This window comes from Mycolicibacterium palauense (assembly GCF_002592005.1).
In the GTDB taxonomy this organism is placed as follows: Bacteria; Actinomycetota; Actinomycetes; order Mycobacteriales; family Mycobacteriaceae; genus Mycobacterium; species Mycobacterium palauense.
Genome location: NZ_NVQF01000022.1, coordinates 15,386 through 33,646, shown reverse-complemented (window position 1 = coordinate 33,646; position 18,261 = coordinate 15,386). Strand labels below are relative to the sequence as shown.

At 69.5% G+C, this 18,261-nt stretch carries 18 protein-coding genes; 16 read left to right on the top strand and 2 right to left on the bottom strand.

Annotated elements, in window-relative coordinates; all coding sequences use genetic code 11:
* Positions 1-23: 23 nt before the first annotated feature.
* The 4 genes from CSR00_RS11280 to CSR00_RS11270 all read left to right on the top strand — a co-directional run bounded on the left by CSR00_RS11280 (position 24) and on the right by CSR00_RS11270 (position 3,816).
* The gene (locus tag CSR00_RS11280; RefSeq protein ID WP_099022495.1) at positions 24-455 is read left to right on the top strand and encodes an Hsp20/alpha crystallin family protein; all 432 of its coding nucleotides are present in this window, start codon (positions 24-26) and stop codon (positions 453-455) included.
* A 90-nt stretch (positions 456-545) separates the two neighbouring features.
* Positions 546-701, top strand: coding sequence for a hypothetical protein (locus CSR00_RS30645; protein WP_176562017.1), 156 nt, complete (start codon positions 546-548; stop codon positions 699-701).
* Positions 702-1,093: 392 nt separating this feature from the next.
* A complete protein-coding gene (locus tag CSR00_RS11275) occupies positions 1,094-2,377 on the top strand; it encodes a KasA/KasB family beta-ketoacyl-ACP synthase (RefSeq protein ID WP_099022494.1) in 1,284 nt (427 codons plus the stop codon).
* Between the two features lie 128 nt (positions 2,378-2,505).
* Positions 2,506-3,816 (top strand): cytochrome P450, encoded by a 1,311-nt coding sequence (locus CSR00_RS11270; protein ID WP_099022528.1) that lies wholly within the window; start codon positions 2,506-2,508, stop codon positions 3,814-3,816.
* Positions 3,817-3,831: 15 nt separating this feature from the next.
* Here the strand turns inward: CSR00_RS11270 and CSR00_RS11265 are convergent, their stop codons facing one another.
* Complete coding sequence (locus CSR00_RS11265) at positions 3,832-4,149, bottom strand: hypothetical protein (RefSeq protein ID WP_141564336.1); 318 nt, start codon at positions 4,147-4,149, stop codon at positions 3,832-3,834.
* A 249-nt stretch (positions 4,150-4,398) separates the two neighbouring features.
* On the opposite strand from CSR00_RS11265, the gene CSR00_RS11260 reads away from it, so the two are divergent.
* From CSR00_RS11260 to CSR00_RS11245, 4 genes are all read left to right on the top strand, one after another.
* Positions 4,399-5,661 carry an MFS transporter gene (locus CSR00_RS11260; protein WP_099022492.1) on the top strand — a complete coding sequence of 421 codons (1,263 nt, stop codon included), beginning with the start codon at positions 4,399-4,401 and terminating at the stop codon, positions 5,659-5,661.
* A gap of 165 nt (positions 5,662-5,826) precedes the next feature.
* On the top strand, positions 5,827-7,212 hold the full coding sequence (locus tag CSR00_RS11255; protein WP_099022491.1) for an aldehyde dehydrogenase family protein: 1,386 nt from the start codon (positions 5,827-5,829) through the stop codon (positions 7,210-7,212).
* Between the two features lie 26 nt (positions 7,213-7,238).
* Entirely contained in the window at positions 7,239-8,351 is a 1,113-nt protein-coding gene (locus CSR00_RS11250; protein ID WP_099022490.1) for a phenylacetate--CoA ligase family protein, read from the top strand.
* A 143-nt stretch (positions 8,352-8,494) separates the two neighbouring features.
* A complete protein-coding gene (locus tag CSR00_RS11245) occupies positions 8,495-8,782 on the top strand; it encodes a hypothetical protein (protein WP_099022489.1) in 288 nt (95 codons plus the stop codon).
* Between the two features lie 142 nt (positions 8,783-8,924).
* On the opposite strand, the gene CSR00_RS11240 is transcribed toward CSR00_RS11245, so the two are convergent.
* On the bottom strand, positions 8,925-9,347 hold the full coding sequence (locus CSR00_RS11240) for a nitroreductase family deazaflavin-dependent oxidoreductase (protein WP_099022488.1): 423 nt from the start codon (positions 9,345-9,347) through the stop codon (positions 8,925-8,927).
* Positions 9,348-9,928: 581 nt separating this feature from the next.
* Between CSR00_RS11240 and CSR00_RS11235 the strand changes: the two genes are divergently transcribed.
* The 8 genes from CSR00_RS11235 to CSR00_RS11200 all read left to right on the top strand — a co-directional run bounded on the left by CSR00_RS11235 (position 9,929) and on the right by CSR00_RS11200 (position 18,250).
* Positions 9,929-10,174: a hypothetical protein gene (locus CSR00_RS11235; protein WP_245905948.1), complete on the top strand. Its 246-nt coding sequence runs from the start codon at positions 9,929-9,931 to the stop codon at positions 10,172-10,174.
* 243 nt (positions 10,175-10,417) lie between these two features.
* Complete coding sequence (locus CSR00_RS11230; RefSeq protein WP_141564335.1) at positions 10,418-13,039, top strand: ICP22 family protein; 2,622 nt, start codon at positions 10,418-10,420, stop codon at positions 13,037-13,039.
* 338 nt (positions 13,040-13,377) lie between these two features.
* Complete coding sequence (locus tag CSR00_RS11225; protein WP_099022485.1) at positions 13,378-14,406, top strand: catalase family peroxidase; 1,029 nt, start codon at positions 13,378-13,380, stop codon at positions 14,404-14,406.
* The gene (locus CSR00_RS11220) at positions 14,403-14,984 is read left to right on the top strand and encodes a cytochrome b (protein WP_245905947.1); all 582 of its coding nucleotides are present in this window, start codon (positions 14,403-14,405) and stop codon (positions 14,982-14,984) included. Before CSR00_RS11225 ends, CSR00_RS11220 begins: the two co-directional genes overlap by 4 nt.
* Positions 14,977-15,465 (top strand): COG4315 family predicted lipoprotein, encoded by a 489-nt coding sequence (locus CSR00_RS11215; protein ID WP_099022483.1) that lies wholly within the window; start codon positions 14,977-14,979, stop codon positions 15,463-15,465. Before CSR00_RS11220 ends, CSR00_RS11215 begins: the two co-directional genes overlap by 8 nt.
* 3 nt (positions 15,466-15,468) lie before the next feature.
* Positions 15,469-16,014 carry a sigma-70 family RNA polymerase sigma factor gene (locus tag CSR00_RS11210; RefSeq protein WP_099022482.1) on the top strand — a complete coding sequence of 182 codons (546 nt, stop codon included), beginning with the start codon at positions 15,469-15,471 and terminating at the stop codon, positions 16,012-16,014.
* Positions 16,011-16,664, top strand: a complete 654-nt coding sequence (locus tag CSR00_RS11205) for a zf-HC2 domain-containing protein (RefSeq protein WP_141564334.1) — start codon at positions 16,011-16,013, stop codon at positions 16,662-16,664. The genes CSR00_RS11210 and CSR00_RS11205 overlap by 4 nt, the downstream gene beginning before the upstream one ends.
* A 224-nt stretch (positions 16,665-16,888) precedes the next feature.
* Positions 16,889-18,250, top strand: a complete 1,362-nt coding sequence (locus CSR00_RS11200) for an acetamidase/formamidase family protein (RefSeq protein ID WP_099022480.1) — start codon at positions 16,889-16,891, stop codon at positions 18,248-18,250.
* Positions 18,251-18,261 lie beyond the last annotated feature (11 nt).

The window sequence follows — 18,261 nt, the reverse complement described above, 5'->3', positions numbered from 1 at the left end:
AAGACCAGCCAGAAGGAGGAGTCATGAGCACCCTGGAACGACGCCAGCATTCGTCATTGTTTCCCGAGGTGGCCGACTTTTTCGCGGGGTTTCCGTCGTTCGCCAACCTCCGCCCGCTCATCGATGCCCGTGCGATGCGGCTCGAAGACGAGATGACCGAGGACGGCCGCTACGAGGTACGCGCCGAGATTCCCGGCGTCGACCCGGCCAAGGACGTCGACGTCACCGTGCAGGACGGCCGGCTGACCATCAAGGCCGAGCGCAGCGAGAAGAGCGAGAGCAAGGGGCGGTCGGAGTTCTCCTACGGCTCGTTCGTTCGCAGCGTGACCCTGCCCCAGGGCGCGGACGAGGAGGACATCAAGGCGACCTACGACAAGGGGATCCTCACCGTGTCGGTCGGCATCTCCGAACCCAAGAAGAGCGAGAAGAAGATCGAGGTCCAGGCACCCCAGTGAGCCGGTCCGGCCGGTGACCGGTGTTTCGGCGCCGCCGGAACGGTGAACCCGGTGGGTCGGAACACGTCGACGACCCACCGGAGGCCGACCGTGGAACAGAACAAGATCCCGCCGCCCACGCCGAAGGACGCCACCAGGGCCACCGAGGAGCAACGCGAGCTGCAGGACAAGCTGGACCACCAGAACGACGACCCGGAGGCGCCCGGCCGCCACCAGACCCGCTACGACATCCCCGACGAGTTCTAGCGCCCCGATCCGCGCCGGTACCGCCCGGGTGCGGATGCCGGAGATATCGCAGATGCCCAAGATGCCGCAGTGGCCGGGATCGGAGGACTTCACCTCGATGCGTCCCGGCGACGGCGCCGATCGGCGATAATCGAAGTCCTTCACCAGGGGAGGCGACCGCGGCGGCCGTGCCGTCGTCGCAGAGCGAACCGGGCCGCCCGCACGCCGGGGGCGGCCGGGACGTTCACGGAGCGTGCGCGGGAGGGGCGCACGGGAGGGGCAGGAGGCGAGCCGAATGCGGACCGCGCCACATTCGAGCACCCGGGCCAGGACCCGGGCCAGCATCCGGACTGGGTGTTCACCCGGCGGCGTGTCCGGGTAGTCACCCGGGGAGCGCAGGGGGACCGACCACCATGACGACCACGAGGGGGGCCTCAGGGACGGCCACGAGGCCGGCCCTGAGCACCGGCCACGGACTCGTCGACGTCGTGGTCACCGCCGTCGCGTCCACCACGCCGATCGCCGCGGACGCCGAGGAGACCTGGCAGGGCCTGCTCGACGGCCACAGCGGCATCGACGTGCTCGACTACCCGTTCATCGAGGAGTTCCACCTGCCGGTGCACATCGGTGGCCGGCTGCTGGAGGAGTTCGACGAGCACCTGACCCGCATCGAACTGCGGCGGCTGTCCTACATGCAGAAGATGTCCACCGTGCTGGGCCGGCGGGTCTGGGACAACGCCGGGGCACCCGACGTGGACACCACCCGCCTGCTGGTCTCGATCGGTCACGCCTTCGGCACCACCCAGGATCTGGTGAACCTGTATGACCAGTGGCGTGCCAGGGGTATGCGGGCGGCCAATCCGCTGATGGTGCAGATGCACATGCCCAACGCCCCGGCGGCCGCGGTCGGTCTGGATCGGCACGCCAAGTCCGGCGTGGTGGCGCCCATCCTGGCCGACGCCTCCGGGGCCGCGGCCATCGGTCAGGCGTGGCGGATGATCGCCCTCGGCGAGGCCGACATCGCCATCTGCGGCGGGGTGGAGACCAAGATCGAGGCGACGCCGGTGGCGGCGTTCGCGAACAGCGGCCTGCTGTCGTGCAACAACGACGACCCGGCGGGGGCCTGCCGTCCGTTCGACCGGGACCGCGACGGCACGGTGCTCGCCGAGGGCGGTGCGCTGATGGTCGTCGAGAGCGAGCAGCACGCCAGGGCTCGCGGCGCGACCATCCTGGCCAGGGTGATGGGCTTCAGCATGACCTCGGACGGCTATGACGCCGTGGCGTCGGACCCGAGCGGGGAGACGGCCGCCGACGCCATCACCCGCGCGGTTCGGCTGGCCGGTCTGACGGCCGCCGACATCGACTGTGTCAAGGCCCATGCCACCGGCACCTCCTCGGGCGACGTGGCCGAGACCCACGCGATCCAACGCGCGCTGGCCCACGGCCCGGCGGTCACCGCGCCCAAAGGTGCGCTGGGGCAGTCGATGGGAGCCTCGGGCGCCGTCGAGGCGGTGGTGACGGTGCAGGCCCTGCGCGACGGCATCGTTCCGCCGACGGTGAACCTCGAACATCTGGACCCCGAGGTCGACCTCGACGTCGTCACCGGTAAGGCCCGCTACGGCGACTACCGCTACGCGGTCGCCAACTCGTTCGGCCTCGGCGGCCAGAACGTGGCGCTGGTGTTCGGGGCCGCCTGAGACGTCCGGTCCGGTCCCCGCAGAATTTGACACGTGTCTGGCGAAAACGCCGCCGGGCGGGCGGCCGCCGTGCCAGGGTGACACCTGTGTTGCCCCCGAGTTTGCCGGCTCCCAGGTTGCTGTCACCGGTGTTCGGCGGTCTGTACGCCGCGGCGTACGGGGTCGGCGGGCAGGCCCTGCTGCGCCGGCTGGTGGACCGGCTCGGGCCGGTGGTGGCGTTGCCGGTGCTCGGATTCGGCCCCGTCGTGGTCGTGGCCGATCCCGCGCTGGCCAAGCAGGTGTTCACCGCCAAACCCGACGTGCTGCTGGGCGGCGAGGGTGTGGGCCCGGCCGCGGCGATCTACGGCCGCCGGTCCATGTTCGTCCTCGAGGAGCCCGAGCATCTGCGCCGGCGCAAGCTGGTGGCGCCTCCCCTGCACGGCGCCGCCCTGCGCGGCTACGTCCCCACCATCGAGGCCGCGACACGCAGCGCGATGGCGTCCTGGCCGGCCGGGGCACCGGTACGGATGCTCGACGCGGCCCGGGACCTGACGCTCGACGTGATCGTGCAGGTGATCTTCGGGGTCCACGAGCCCACCGAGATCGAGCGCCTGGGCGCGCCGTTCGCCGAGTTGCTCGACCTGGCGGTGTCCACCGAGACGCCGGTCCGCTACGCGGCGCGGCGGCTGGGGGCGCTGCGCGGCTGGGGCACCCTGTCCGCGGTCAACCGCCGGATCGACGAGCTGGTGCTGCCGATGATCGCCGCGCGGCGGTCGGCGGATGCCCGCGGCGACGCCACCGACGTGCTCGGCATGCTGGTGCAGGCACGCTCCGAGGACGGCGACCGGCTCTCGGACGAGGAGATCCGGGCCGACATCATCACGTTGATGCTGGCCGGGCACGAGACGACGGCGACGACGTTGGCCTGGCTGGCCGACCTGCTGTCCCACCACCGTCCGGTGCAGGAGCGGGTGCGCGCCGAGGCCGAAACCGGCGCCACCGCCTACACCGAAGCGGTCATCAACGAGACCCTGCGGCTGCGGCCCCCGGCACCGATCACCGGGCGGATGACCGCCGGCGAGTACCGGCTCGGCGACTACACGCTGCCGCCCGGGACGCGGATCGTGCTGCTGCTCGACGTGATCAACCGTGACCCGCAGACCTACCCCGAGCCGGACACCTTCGCCCCGGAGCGGTTCCTGGGTACCCGGCCCGGCCCGTACAGCTGGGTGCCGTTCGGCGGCGGAATCAAACGTTGCATCGGGGCCAGCTTCTCGATGTGTGAGCTGACGACGGTCCTGCACACCATGCTGCGGGAGGCCGAGCTGCGCCCGGTCAGCGGGCGCGAGGAGTCGCCGCCGGCGCACGCGGCACCGGTGCTGGTGCCCCGCCACGGGGCCCGCGTCCACGTCAGGCCGCTGTCGGGCCCCCTGTCGCGGAAGGGCGCCGTGTCCGCCTGAGCGACGCTCCGGTGGTCAGCGGGTGTCGCGGCGGCCGGCCCGACGTTCCCGTGCGGCGGCTCCGACCAGTCCGGCGTCCTGCGCGGTGACGACCACGCGCTCCCACCCGGCCACCGCGGCGGCGATCAGGGTGATCGCGGTCGCGAAGGCGACCGTGGAGGCCACGGTGTGCGCCAGCTCCGCACTGGCATAGATCGTTCCGAACAGGATGGCCAGGAACACCGCGGCCAACGCCGCCCTGGCCGTCGGTGCGCTTCGCCACCACCCGCGACGCCACCTACCGAGCGGCGCCGTGGCGACCGTGCGGGGCGGTGATTCGAGTAATGCGGTCATCACACCACTGTGCTGACCGTCACTGAGAAAGTCCGAAGGTTTCCTTGTGGAACCACTTTGGAAAGGTGGAACCACTGTGGATAGTGGACGCGACCGGGTGCGACCGGGTGCACTGTCGAAATCGCCGGTGCGGAGTAACGTCGCGCCACGACAACGGATGGCGACCGATGACGGTCCTGGGCGTGAGTGACCGGGAGTGACACCAGAAATGACGCCGGAGTGACACCGGAATGACGCCGGAATGACACAGTGAGCGGCAACGCGGCGGACACCTCGGCCGAACGGGGCCGCTACCGGGTGTTCCTGTCCCAGGGCACGCTGTACATCACGGGTTTGCAGCTCGCCAACGTCTCGGTCGTGCTGCCCTTCATCGCCGCGCAGTTCGACCTGCTGTGGGTGGCGGGGCTGGTGTATGCGGCCTACAGCGTCGGCGTGGTCGTGGGCAACTCCCTGTCGCCGTATGTGTTGCGGCGCAGCCACGCCAACCTGCACGCCGTCATCGCCGGCTCGACCGGCGCGATGGCGGTCTTCGTCGCACTCAGCGGTATCTCGGCGCGCACCGGTCTTCTCGTCGCGGCCGTCTTCCTGGCGGCCTCGCTGGCGGCGGGCCTCGTCTCCGGCCTGTCCAAAGTGGCTTTTTCCGAGGTGATCTCGAGCAAGCTGTCCGAGGATCGTCGCCGCGATCTGGTGCTGGTGCAGGGCGCGCTCGGCGCGATCATGACCGTCGGGATCACGCTTCTACTGGTGCCGTATCTGGCGCAGCGCGACCCGCGCAACAGCCAGCTGGACCTGCTCTGGCTGGGCGCGGGCTGCCTGGCCGCGGCCGCGCTGCTGGCCGTGTTCATCGGGCCGGTCACCGGGGTCGGTCGCCGGCAGCGCGTGACCTTCGCCGACACCTACCGCGAGGGCCTGGCGGCCGCGCGGTCGCAGCGCTGGTTCCGCTACTACGCCGCGATCATGGTGTTGTTCGTGCCGGTCAGCCTCGGCACCCCGTTCTACAGCGTGCACGCGTCGGTCAATCACTCCAACACCGCCGGATGCCTGCACGTGCTGATCATCTCGTCCAGTGTGGGCCTGGTGCTTGGTGCGGTGTTCTGGCGCTGGGTGAGCCGCCGGGCGGGCGTGCGGGCGATGTTCGTCCTCAGCGGCCTGCTGGGAGCGGCGGCGGCGCTGATCTGCGTCGTCATCGAGGTCCGCCAGGAATGGAACCACGTCTGGGTCTATTCGATCGTCTTCGTGCTGGCCACCGTCGCCAACCAGGCCATCTTCAGCGCCGGGCTGATCTGGGTCGGCGCGCATGCCGCCGACCGGCACCGGGCGACCCTGCTGGGATTCGGGGCCCTGCTGATCGCGGCGGTGTCCTCGCTGGTGGGTGCGGCGCTGGGCGCGCTCGCCCAGCGGGCGGCGATCATCGAGCCGCTGGCCGCTCTGCTGGCGTTGAACCTGATCGCCGCCGGGGCCGCGGTGGCGCTGTCCCCCAGTCGCCGGCAGCTCGACACCGCCGCCGGGTGACCCCGGGCCGGCGGCCGTCGCCGGAGGCCGCGCCGGGCAGAATCGTTCACCCGCCATGCGCCCGGGCGTTACCGGGGCCCACTAGGCTGCGGCCATCGCTATCGCCGGCAGAACTCGGGACGACGCCGCGGCCGCGTCACGCGGTGGCCGCCGGTGAGCGGTCCGATGTCCACTGTCGCCGCGGATCTCGTCGCCCTCGACGCACTGGGTCCCGACGGCGAGTACCGCACCCGCACCCGCGAGGTCCTCCGCGATGTCACCGGCTCCGCCGCCGTCGAGATGAGCGTGGTGCCCCCGCTCTACATCCGTCGTGGCCTGGCCGCGCAGCGCCGTGTCGCGCCGCTGCCGCCCGCGCAACGCGCAACCGCACTGTCGGCCGCGGCCGCCGCGTTCGTCGACGCGACGATCGGAGGCCTGGACTTCGAGCGGTACGTCCTGGCGGCCACCCGGGTCTCGGGGCTGCCGATCGCCGTGACCCGCGCCGCCGCCCACGGTGTCGCCGACGCGCTCGCATCGGCCATGACCGCCGCCGCCCCGGCGCGACCCTCGGGTTCGGTGACCGACTGGCGCCGCCAGCGGCCCGGGCAGGGCGGCGCGGTGTGGACGCGGCGCGCAGAAGTGTTCGCGGTCAACGCCTCCGGGAACACCCCCGGCATCCACGGGACGTGGCCGCAGGCTCTGGCGCTGGGATACCGGGTGGCCGTCCGCCCGTCCCGGCGCGAACCGTTCACCGGACACCGTGTCGTCGCGGCGTTGCGCGGCGCCGGTTTCCGCGCCGAGGACGTGCTGTATCTGCCCACCGACCACACCGGCGTCGACGAACTCGTCGGCCGCGCCGACCTGGCCATGGTCTACGGCGGCCAGGATGTCGTCGACAGGTACGCCGCGTCCGCGACGGTGTTTCCCAACGGACCTGGGCGGACGAAGATCCTGCTCACCGCCGAACAGGACTGGCACCGCCACCTCGACATGATCGTCGACTCGGTCAGCGGCCAGGGCGGCACGGGATGCGTGAACACGACCGCGGTGCTCTACGAGGGCGACCCGGCGCCGCTGGCCCACGCGATCGCCGAGCGCCTGGGTGCGCTGGAGCCGGCGCCCGCCCACGACGAGCGGGCGGTCCTGCCGACTCAACCGCTGGCCAGCGCGCGGGCGCTGGCGGGATTCCTGGCACGGCGGGCCACCGGCGCCGAGGAGCTGCTGGGCGCCGGGCAGGTCGTTGCCGACCTCGGTGACGGGTCGGCGGCGCTGCGCCCGGCGGTCCACCTCCTCGACCGTCCCGACCCGGACAGGCTCAACGTCGAGCTGGGGTTCCCGTGCGTGTGGGTGTCGCCGTGGTCGCGGGACGACGGTGTCGCGCCGCTGCGCCGTTCCCTGGTCCTGGGCGTCCACACCGAGTACGACGACCTCGTCGACGCGTTGATCGCGGAACCGACGGTGACCAATCTGTACCGCGGCACCCACCCGACCTACTACCAGGCGCCGCAGATCCCCCACGACGGCTTCCTCGCGGATTTCCTGATGCGTAACAAGGGTTTTCTCGGTGGCTGACCGCGCCCGGGGCGACGAGGGAAGACATGGGCCTGACGGAAGGGGTTGAGGTGGATTTCTCGCTGTTGGACGTGCCCAGGGCGGCCGCGGTCCTCGATCCGGACGCCTACCTGCGCACCGCAATGGCCTGGCATTTCGGCGCCGACACCGGGTCACGGTTCTGGCTGCGCGCCGCGGGTGATCTCGACTTCGACCCGCTGACCGACATCACGACCTTCGACGATCTGCGCCGGTTCCCCAACCTGCTCGGCGCGCTGCGGGACGCACCGGTCGAGGAGTTGATCCCGGCCGGATACCCGGGCACGGCGCTGCCGCAGATCTTCGAATCCGGGGGGACCACCGGGGCACCCAAACGCACCGTGCAACTGCCGGACTGGGTCGAGCAGGTGATCCGCTGGCAGACCGAGGACTTCGCGTCGGGCGGATTCGTAGCGGGTCGCGGGTTTCTGTGCATGATGCCCAGCGGTCCGCACGGCGTGGGCTTCTTCTCCCGGATGGTGGCCGGGCGTCTCGGGTCGATCTTCCACGCGATCGATCTGGATCCGCGGTGGGTCAAGACGCTCGCCGCCCGCGGTGGCGGCGAGCAGATCCCGGCCTACGTCGAGCATGTCATCGGCCAGGCCCGGTTCATCCTGACCAGCCAGGACGTGGCCAACCTGCACTGCACGCCGCCCCTGTTGGAGGCCATCGCCGAGGATGACGCCCTCGTCGACCTGGTCAACGCCAAGGTGCGCTACATCCTGCTCAGCGGCGCCCACGTCGACCTGGACACACTGGATCTGCTGCGCGGGATCTTCTGCGAGGCCTCGATCACGATGGCGTTCGGCAGCACGATGATTCTCTCGCAGGCCGTCACCCGCGCCCGATCCGGCCACGCGGATCCGTTCGTGTTCGATCCACGCTCGCCGTATGCGGTGTTCTGGGTGGTCGACCCGGAATCGGGTGAGCCGGTCCCGTACGGTCAGCGGGGTCAGGTGGTGATGAATCACGTGAGCAGGGGGATGTTCATCCCCAACAACCTCGAACGCGACACCGCCGTCCGGGTGCCCGGACCGCCCGGGCAGGTGGGCGACTCGGTCAGCGAGGTGGCTCCCGCCGCCTCCTTCGAGGGGGCGCCGGTCTACGAGGGTGTGTACTGAGCCGTCCGGGTGGACCCGCGGCGCGCCCACCAACGATCAATGACGACCTTTTCCGCGAGCCCAGGGCACTTCGGCCATGGCGGACACGCCCCCGACCCTCCTAGTCTGAAATCGGAAAGTGTCACTCTCTGAAAGGATTTGACATGACCGAGGTATCCGAAAGGCCGTCTGCTCCGTCACAGCCCGTCGAACTGCTCGACGAGGTGCGCGACTCGGCCAAGCTGGGGCAGGACGCCACCACAGAAGCGCTGCGGCGCTTCCGTGACACGGTCAACGAGGCGGTACCGGAGGCCCTTCAGCCGCTGCGCTCCAAGCTCGTCGACGCCGCGATCGAACTGGCGGACAAGCTCGTCACCGCCCAGTACCAGTTCAACCGCAACCTGGTCCGCACTGCCGACCACGCGCTACGCGCGTCTGACCGGCAGAACTGACCGACAACCGACCGCCCGGACATCTCGCGCAGACCGCGAGGTGCCCGGGCACCGACCGTCGCGTTGCGCGGGAATCCCCGCCGCGACGTACCGCGTCACTATTCGACAGCGCTTATTGGACAGCGCTGTTCTGATATGGCCGCTATTCGACGATGAAGACCGGGATCAGGCGGTCGGTCTTGGTCTGGTACTCCGCGTAGGGCGGGTAGGCCTCGACGGCCAGCTTCCACCAGTGCGCGCGCTCGTCACCGTGGATCTCGCGGGCGGTCATGGTGGCGACCTTGTCACCATCCTGGACCGTGACCGTCGGATTGACCTTGACGTTGTGGTACCAGGACGGATGCTTGGGGTCACCGCCCTTGGAGGCGACCATGGCGTAGCGGCCGCTCTCCTCCACACGCATGAGGGGGACGTAGCGCTTCGCGCCGGACTTGGCGCCGGTGGTGGTGAACAGCACGATCGGACGGTCCAGGACCTCCACGCCGTCGGTGCTGCCCTGCGCCAGGATGCGTTCGGTCTGCTCACGGACCCAGTCGGTGGGGCTCAGCTTCGGTTGCTCGGTCACGCACGACCCAACGCCGCCGCCCCCGAAATATTCCCCCGCCTGGTCCCCCGTCTGTTCCCTGGCGCGCTCGGCCCGGGACCGCGACGTTCAACGCCGGCGTCCACTCCTTCTCGCACGGTGGCCGCCGTCGCGCTATCCGCCCGCGGGCACGTCGGCCGGCGTGCGGGGCGATCGGCCCGCGAGGAACGGGGAGGTGAAGAACCCGTCCATCGCCGGCTGGCAAATGGCGCACAGCGATCCACCCGAGGACGGATACCCGCACGCTGGACAGATGGCCATCCGCCGGCTGTCAAGTAAGAGACTCATCGCCACAGGCCTTCCGTCGAGTGTCACCGAGGTCGCGTACGACTACCCGTTTCGGGTCCGGTTTACGCACCCGTCAGAACGGAACCTCCACGCCCGGCCTCCGGTGCGCTCTTCGTGAGGGTGTCGGACTCGGTTCCCGCCAAAGTGGCCGCTCACGCTTCCCGTTGAACCTTTCGGTCCGCTGTCCCGTCGAACCAGATGACAGTCACACCGAACAGAGAGGCACGGCCATGCGTGCAATGTTGTTGCTACTGAGTGGAATAACCGCATCGGGCATGGGGCTCGCCGCTCCCGCGGCGGTCGCGCACGCCGCGGAGTCGGCCGCGGTGACCATCGCGACGCTGGAGGCGCAGGGGTTCGACGTCAACGTCGACCGGCTGGGCAACGCTCCGCTGAACCGATGCCTGGTCACCAACGTGCGCAACCCCAAGGATCACACCCGCCTCGTGCGACGCGGCGGCGACGTGGTGCACGTGGTCGAGCGGCGCACCGTCACCGTGTCGCTGGACTGCTCGGGCTGACCGCCGCGACCGGCCGGAGGATCTGCCGACGCCCGCGTTGCCCAAACTGCGCGAAGACCGTCAGTTCACTGGATCGGCGGACCGGCCTCACCCGGGCCCACACGGCCACCGCGAGGCCCACACACGATGCAGGCCAGGAAACTTGCCCCAAACCCTCGTCGTTCGGACAGACAAGGGCATTCCCCTATTGCCATTCCACCGCCTCGGCCCGTACGTTGCTGGGAGCTCAACGGGGAGGTAGGCGTGGTGGGAATGGAGAAGTACGTCGGCCGCGTCGGCGCACTGGCCGTGGCACTCGGGATCGGGGCGGCGGTGGCCGCGGTGCCCCCACAGGCATGGGCCCAGCCCGGCGACACGACGTCGGCGAAGTCCTCGGAGCGGGGCGCCGCACGGGCCGCCGGGCACACGAAGACCCGGCACTCGAGCTCCCCCGGCGCGTCGGCGCGGCGGGGCGCCGGATCCTCCCACACCTCGGCGTCGGATCGAGCCGACCGTTCGCGCGCCTCCGGCGGGGATGACGATGCGGCGACGGGCTCTCGACCGCTGAACCGGCGTCGACACGACTCCCGAAGCGACACCGACGACGCGTCCACCTCGGCGCCGGACAAACGCTCGGATGCTTCCGATTCCGGTGACACCGGGCCCGATTCCACGCAGAAACCCGCCGATGATCGGTCTGCCGACGAATCCTCCGAGCCCCCCACGAAGCAGCCGAAGACGAAGCAGGCGAGCCGGCCGAAGAGCCAGCCCACGGGCCAACCGGAGAAGGCCGACCCGGCCGACGCTTCACCCGTGTCCGGCGCGGCGGGACAAGACGCCGAACCCGACACGAAGGACACCGAGTCCGGCACCGGGCCCGACTCCGAGACTAATTCCGAGCCGAATACCCAGCCCGACACCGAGACCAATTCCGAGCCGAATACCGCCACCGAGACGCCCGAGGCCACACCGACCGCGACGGTGCGGACCCTGTCCTCCCCGCCTCCCTCGTCACGCACGAGCGATGCTCCCGACACCCCGGTCGACTCGCCGCTGTGGGCGCTCGCGCTGGCCTACGTGCGGCGCCAGTTCGGCCCGGACAAGACCGGGACCGCGACCACGGCGACGGCCGACGTCAGCCAGCAGTCCGACTCGGCCGCGGCGGCGGACACCGACGCCACATCGATCCCGGGTACGGCCACCACCCCGACCGTCGTGGGCGCCGACGGAACCGTCTACCAGGTCACCACGGATGTGGATTCGGATGGCCTGGCGACCGGTACGACGAGGGTCAGCATCATCGGCGCAGACGGGCAGGTGCTCACCACCCGTGACATCAGGGGCGCCGCAACCACCACGCTGCCCGTGACCCGGCCCGACGGCAGCCTCGTGGTCGCCACCTACGTGCGGTCGCTGAACCGGACCATCATCTCGGTGGTCAACGACCGCGGCCGGGTGCACAGGGTGCGCTCGGTCAGCGGCGAGCCGGTCTCCCAGTTGTCGGTGGCGCCCAACGGCACCACGTTCCTCCAGACCCGACAATCGGCGGCCGGGCTGTGGGGCGGGCTCGGCTACCGGCTCGTGCGGGTCTCGAAGTTCAACACCGCGCGGGCGTACTCCGCCCTCATCGCTCCGGGCGCCCCGGTCGTGGGGCCGGACGGCAGCGCCTACATGCTGAAGTACACCTCGTTCCTCGGCACCTCAGCGATGCTCGCGGTCGGACCGCACGGGCTGTCGAGAACCATTCCGCTGCCAATGGGTTCGGCCGATGCCGTCGAGCCGGTGATCGGCGGCGACGGGCGCGCCTACTTCGCCATCAGCCCGCAACGGGGCGACTACACGACCACCCGCGTGTTCAGCTACAAGGGGATCTTCAGCACCGCCCACGACGTTCCCGGCATCACCCGCGACTCCCTGATCTCCGCCGGGGACGGGGTCTATTTCCTCACCTACAACTACCTCGCCCACCAGGACTGGGTTTCACACGTCACCGCGACGGATGCGACGACGGTCCTGCTCAACGGCAGCGAGAACACCCCGCTGCGGGTCACCCCCGACGGGACGGTCTATCTGGCGGTGAACAACAGCAGCGGCACGCCCACCGACAGTGTGGTGTTCATCAATAGCGACGGTGACACCACCGTCGTGCCGCTGCCGGGTGACGTCTACTCGATGGGCTCATGGCCGGTCAGCGACTACGGCACCCCGGATCCCAACGCCTACATGCCCTACTACGTCGACGACCGGTACTACCTGGCGGTGGTGACCCCCGACGGGACCGTGACCGATACCCTCACCATGCCCGAGGGGTCCACGATTCGGGAGCCGGTCAGCTTCGACCCCGACGGGAACACCTACCAGCTGATCCAGACGGTGGACGAGAGCTACAAGACCACCGGCGCCGCGGTGGTCGCGGTGGAGACCGGCGCGGTGACCGCGACGTTGCCGGGCACGGTGGTGGGGGGCCATAACTCCATCGAATTCGGGCCCGACGGAACGGGCTATCTCGTCACCCAGGAGGGCAGCGTCGCCGCGCCGACCTATCACATTCTGGCCTTCGACCGGGACGGCAACACCGTTGCGTCGTTGGACGTGGACGCCGGCCTGGTGCCACGCCGCGAGCAATACCGCACGCTGGGACTTCTCGACGAGCCCCTGGTGTTCGCCCCCGACGGCACCGCCTATGCCACGTTCGAGGGCGAAGACGGCGGAGTCTGGGCGATCAACGCGTCGGGAGCGACGAAGGTCCTCGACGTGACGGCCGACGACATCGTCTACGCCGTGACCATCGGCGCCGACGGCACGCCGTATCTGACGACCTCGACCCGCGTCGGCGACCAGGACGTCACCACCGTCAGGACCATCACAGCCACCACCACGGCCTGATCTCGGACCCACGCGACGTCCGGAGTCGTAACCCACTGCGCCGGAGTCGATCTCGAAGGTTCCGGCGAGCACCACCGAGCGCCCTCAGCAATGCCACCCACCGGCATCGGCTGACCGCTCGGCACCCGACAGGGACGGTACCCCACCCAACGTGACCTCGCTCACATCTTGCGCGGGGATCGAACCGGTCGGCGCACCTGTGTCGTACACGAACGGGCTCACGCCCCGGCAAGGTCCAGCACAGTGCGCGAAAAGGTGGATGCGTGAAACGACGAACAGGGTTTCCTCCCCCGTCCTGGATTGATGCGCCGGTGACTCGTCGCGGCGCCCTTCTCGGCATGGCCGCAGTGGGCGGCTTCCTCGCCGTCGACATCGGGGCGGTGTTGTATGCCCGGGGCCCACTCGGCTCGGGTGGCCGGCTTGTTCCGCAGACCTTCGTCGATGCTTTCCGGCACGTCTACGGCCGCCATCCCGGCTATCGGCTCAACCACGCCAAGGGCGTTGCGGTAAGCGGCTACTTCGACGCCAACGGCGCGGCCGCGGAGCTGAGCACGGCGGCCCTCTTCCGGACGGGGCGGACCCCGTTGGTGGGTCGCTTCTCGCTGGCCGGCGGCGACCCCCATGCCGCGGACACCCCGGGCGCCGCACGCGGGCTCGGGCTGGCGATCGGCTATCCCCATCCTGGCCAGTGGCGTACGGCCATGCTGAACCTCCCTGTGTTCCTCGATAATTCGCCGCAGGGTTTCTACGACCGGTTGTTGGCGTCCAAACCGGACCCGAACACGGGCAGGCCCGATCCCGCGGCGATGGCCAAGTTCCTCGCGGACCACCCGGAAACGGCGCGGGCGATGAAGGTGGTCAAGGAGCACCCGCCCACCTCCGGTTTCGCCGATAGCACCTTCCGCGGGCTCAACACGTTCCTCTTCGTCGACGATTCCGGCGAGCGCACCCCGGTGCGCTGGTCGCTGGTGCCTACGCGGGAGTCCCGCCCCCCGAGGCCCACACCGTCGGGCCCCGATCGGTTGTTCGACCAGGTGGTCCGCGACATCCGGTCGGGCCCGGTCCGGTGGCGGATGCTGATCACGGTGGGTGAACCCGGGGACGACCTGGGCGACGCCACTGTCGCGTGGCCACCCCAGCGCCGTGTCGTGGAGGCCGGGACCGTGGTGCTCGAACGCGTGGAGACCGAGATGCCCGGCAATGCCAGGGACATCAACTTTGATCCGATGGTTCTGCCCGAGGGCATCGAAGCTTCCGAGGATCCGTTGCTGCCGGCCCGTTCGGCGGTATATGCGGCCTCGTTCCGCCGCCGGGCCGGCGTCGCCGGCGCGCCTCCGGCAATCGACAGCGACGAGGTGACGCCGTGAGCACGGCGACCCGAGTCAGGGTGTCACGGTTCACTGCGGGCACGCGGGTGCTGCACTGGGTGGCCGCCGTGCTGGTGTTCACCACCCTGCTTGTCGGGTTCGTCCTGGCCAACTCGCTGGGTAACTACGCCGTGCTCCTCGGCGTACACATGGCGCTGGGCGCATCGGTGTTCGTCGTGTTCGTGGTCCGCGTCATCAACCGCGTCACCCACCGGGCACCCGCTCTGCCCGCCACCGTAGGGGGTGCCGAACGGCTCGCGGTGGCGGCCTCGGAGGTGGCCCTCTATACGCTGATCCTCGCCCAACCGCTCGTGGGCTGGGCGATGTTGTCGGCCAGCGGGGTGCCCGTGGTGCTGTTCGACGCGTGGCGGCTGCCGGCGATCGCTCCGGTTGATGCGGCGCTGTACGGCCCGCTGCGCGATGCGCATTCGCTGCTGGCCTATGCGCTGGTCGTGTTGATCGCCGCGCATGTCTCTGCGGTGCTACTGCACACCGTGACACTGCGTGACGGCATGCTGGGCCGGATGACGTTCGGTCGTGCCGAAAGTTCCAGCGCCCAAGGTGAACCGAATGCCTAGCGTCATCGTAGATACCAGTGTGAATACACATATCAGCAGAACCCTTGGATGTGCACTGGCCGCTGCCGCGTTGACGACGACGCTGGCCGCGTGCGGTCAGGCCGCCCGCGCCGACGCGAGCGGAGCGCCGATTCGGGCAGAGGAGGTCGACAACCTGGGCGACATTGTCGTCGCGGCGGACGGTATGACCGTGTATGCCTTCGAAGGGGACTCCGGCGCGGTGAGCGGCTGCCTGGGCCCGTGCCTGAAGAATTGGCCGATCGTGGCCGCCCCCGACACGGTGCCCGAGTCCGCGAACGGCATCGGGGCACCACTCGGCACGATCGTCCGCCAGGACGGGGTGCGGCAACTGACGTTGGACTCCCATCCGCTGTATACGTTTGTCCAGGACACTGCCCCGGGGCAACATAATGGCGTGGGCAAGAAACTCGGTGACTACAGGTGGGGTGTCGTGCTTGCCGACGGCACACCCCGGTATTGACCCATGCCCTTGCGCCCGCGTCACCAATCCTCGGCCAAGCGGGCCGATCGGGGACTCGACGACCAACTGCTGACCACACTGCATTCCGCCCACGCCGATGAGGTGTGGCGGTTCGTGGCCGGACACATCTCCGACCCCCAGACGCGCGACGAGATCGTGCAGGAGACGTTCGTCCGGGCATGGCGCAACATCGATCGCATCGACATGGACAACGGCAACCCGCGGTCGTTTCTGTTCACCACCGCCCACAACCTGATGGTCGACCAGTGGCGTCTGCAGTCCCGGCGCGGTGAGGTCATGGCCGACACCGACCTCACCGCGCCGACCGCAGACACCGTCAACAAGTCGCTGGAGCGAATCCTGATCGGCGACTCGTTGCGTCGGCTTTCACCCGAGCACCGTCAGGTGATCAAAGCGCTGTATTTTGATGACCTCACCGTCGCCGAGGCTGCCGAACGCCTTGACATCGCGGTCGGCACGGTGAAATCCCGGAGCTACTACGCCCTGCGGGCACTGCGGGCGGTCTTCGACGAAATGGGGTTGTTGTGAGCGACGAGCCGCACATCCTGCTGGGGCCCTACATCCTCGGCGGCCTCGACGCGGAGGACCGCAGAAGATTCGAGGCCCATCTCGAGGGGTGCGTGCAGTGCCGGGCCGAAGCCGCCGATTTCGCGCCCTTGCCCGCGCTGCTGAGCAAGGCTGACCCCGCAGATCTGGAGTCCGACCCGAGGCCTTCCGACACCGATGTGTCGATGTTGCGCAAGGCGGTCGCGGCGCGACGCGCCGGTCGACGTCGCAAGCGGCGCATCCTGGTCGGAAGTGTGGCCTCCGCCGTGGTGGCCGCCGCGGCCGCCGTGGTCATCGGTGTCCTGGCCATCCCCGGCGGTGAGCAACTGCCGCCGGGATCCGGCACGTTCGCCATGCACCCGGAGGCCGCCGACGTCACCGGTATGGTGACGTTGACGCCCAGGCCATGGGGTACCGCCATTTCTCTTGATCTCAAGAAGCTTCCGCCCGACGGCGTGTTCACCCTGCGGACGATGGACGACGACGGGCGGATGCATCCCGCAGCCAGTTGGTCGGCCACCTCCGACGGCGTGGGCATCGTCGAAGGGGCGACCTCGATTCCGATGCCCAAGCTGCGCAAGCTCAATGTCGTCGACGCCGACAACCGGGTGCTGGCAACCATGGAGCGGTGATTGCCCGGCGGCACATTGCCGCCTCGTCCCGCAGGGCAGGCCACGGGACCCTTTCCCTCACTGGTAGCCAGAACAGCAGTACTGCAAACATATTCATGCGGTCGTAACGCGGCACCCGAATCGCCGATCACATTCCGGACGTCGCATGCCCAAGTCACGCGCCAGCAACGTCGCGGCAACACGGCCTCCGTACGGTCGGGTGATCGACAAGGGAAGAAGTCACCATGAACCACTCGTTGGGACACACCGCCGCCCGCACCATCGCCGCGGGGATAGGCCGACGCGATTTCGTTCGCGCAGTCGCCGTCGTGGGAGCGGGCGCCGGAGCCGCCGTCGCCTGCTCTCACCAGAGCTCGCCCTCACCGAGCGGCACCACGACGGGCTCCGCGGCCCTGGCCGAGGGCGCGGCGATCCTGCAACCGCAGCAGGGCGACATCCCCGGCGACCACTATCTGCCGTCCACTCCGGATCAGGTGCTGTGGGGCTATGTCCCCAACGTGCACGCCAGTGCCGTCATGCAGGTTCCGTCCGGGTCCACGATCACTGTCGACACCGTCTCCCATGAGGGCATCCTGGAGGACCAGGGACGTGACCCGATCAGCTACTTCGGCGGCCACGGCGTCAAGGAGAGCGCGGTGCTCGAGGACGCCATCGGTGTGGCTACCGACTACAGCGTTACGCCAAGGGATTTCGACAAGGACGGCCCGCACGTCGTCACCGGTCCGGTGTTCGTCGAAGGGGCCCAACCCGGGGACGTCCTGAAGATCGAGACGCTCAGCGCGGTCCCGCGGGTGCCCTACGGCGTGGTCTCCAGCCGGCACGGCAAGGGCGCGCTGGCCCGTACCGCCGACGGTGGGGCGCCCGCCGGTATCGCGCTGTCCGAGGTGATGCCCCCGGTCGCCACCGACGGCCGCGACACCCACGACCCGATGTCCTATAACAACGTGTCGACATTCACCGCCGTCGAGGACGGCCAGGGCGTGATGCGCTACGGCGATGCCGAGGTCCGGTTTCCGCTGCAGACCTTCATGGGCATGATGGGGGTGGCGTTCTCCCAGGATCACGAGGTGACCGCACCGACATCCAACTCGGTGCCACCCACGCTGGGCGGCGGCAACATCGACATCCGGTTGCTCGGCGAGGGTTCGACGTTCTACCTGCCCGTCTTCGCCGAAGGGGCACTGTTCTACACCGGTGATCCGCACATGGCGATGGGCAACGGTGAAGTCGCGCTGACCGCCATGGAGGGATCGTTGCGCGGCACGTTCCGGCTCACGGTCTGCAAGCCGGGATCCGGGGACGCACCATCGGTGGCATATCACTATCCGTTCGCCGAAACCGCCGACGCCTGGGTGCCCATCGGCCTGTCCGACCCCGACAGCGCCCGCGACGGCCAGGTCAGCGACCTCGACATCGCGATGCGGCGCGCGGTGGTCAACGCGCTGGACTACCTGGAGACCGACCGCGGGATGGACCGCGCCACTGCCTACGCCTACCTGTCGGCGGCGGGGGACTTCTGCGTGTCACAGGTGGTGGACAAGACCGTGGGGATCCACGGGCAGATCTACAAATCACATTTCAGCTGAGCGGCACCGGC

Coding starts and splice junctions, on each gene's coding strand:
- CSR00_RS11275 (WP_099022494.1), top strand. CDS start 1,094: ATGACGACCACGAGGGGGGCCTCAGGGACGGCCACGAGGCCGGCCCTG.
- CSR00_RS11210 (WP_099022482.1), top strand. CDS start 15,469: ATGCCCTTGCGCCCGCGTCACCAATCCTCGGCCAAGCGGGCCGATCGG.
- CSR00_RS11265 (WP_141564336.1), bottom strand. CDS start 4,149: ATGACCGCATTACTCGAATCACCGCCCCGCACGGTCGCCACGGCGCCG.
- CSR00_RS11250 (WP_099022490.1), top strand. CDS start 7,239: ATGGGCCTGACGGAAGGGGTTGAGGTGGATTTCTCGCTGTTGGACGTG.
- CSR00_RS11225 (WP_099022485.1), top strand. CDS start 13,378: ATGGCCGCAGTGGGCGGCTTCCTCGCCGTCGACATCGGGGCGGTGTTG.
- CSR00_RS11280 (WP_099022495.1), top strand. CDS start 24: ATGAGCACCCTGGAACGACGCCAGCATTCGTCATTGTTTCCCGAGGTG.
- CSR00_RS11235 (WP_245905948.1), top strand. CDS start 9,929: ATGGGGCTCGCCGCTCCCGCGGCGGTCGCGCACGCCGCGGAGTCGGCC.
- CSR00_RS11215 (WP_099022483.1), top strand. CDS start 14,977: ATGCCTAGCGTCATCGTAGATACCAGTGTGAATACACATATCAGCAGA.
- CSR00_RS11245 (WP_099022489.1), top strand. CDS start 8,495: ATGACCGAGGTATCCGAAAGGCCGTCTGCTCCGTCACAGCCCGTCGAA.
- CSR00_RS11255 (WP_099022491.1), top strand. CDS start 5,827: ATGTCCACTGTCGCCGCGGATCTCGTCGCCCTCGACGCACTGGGTCCC.
- CSR00_RS11200 (WP_099022480.1), top strand. CDS start 16,889: ATGAACCACTCGTTGGGACACACCGCCGCCCGCACCATCGCCGCGGGG.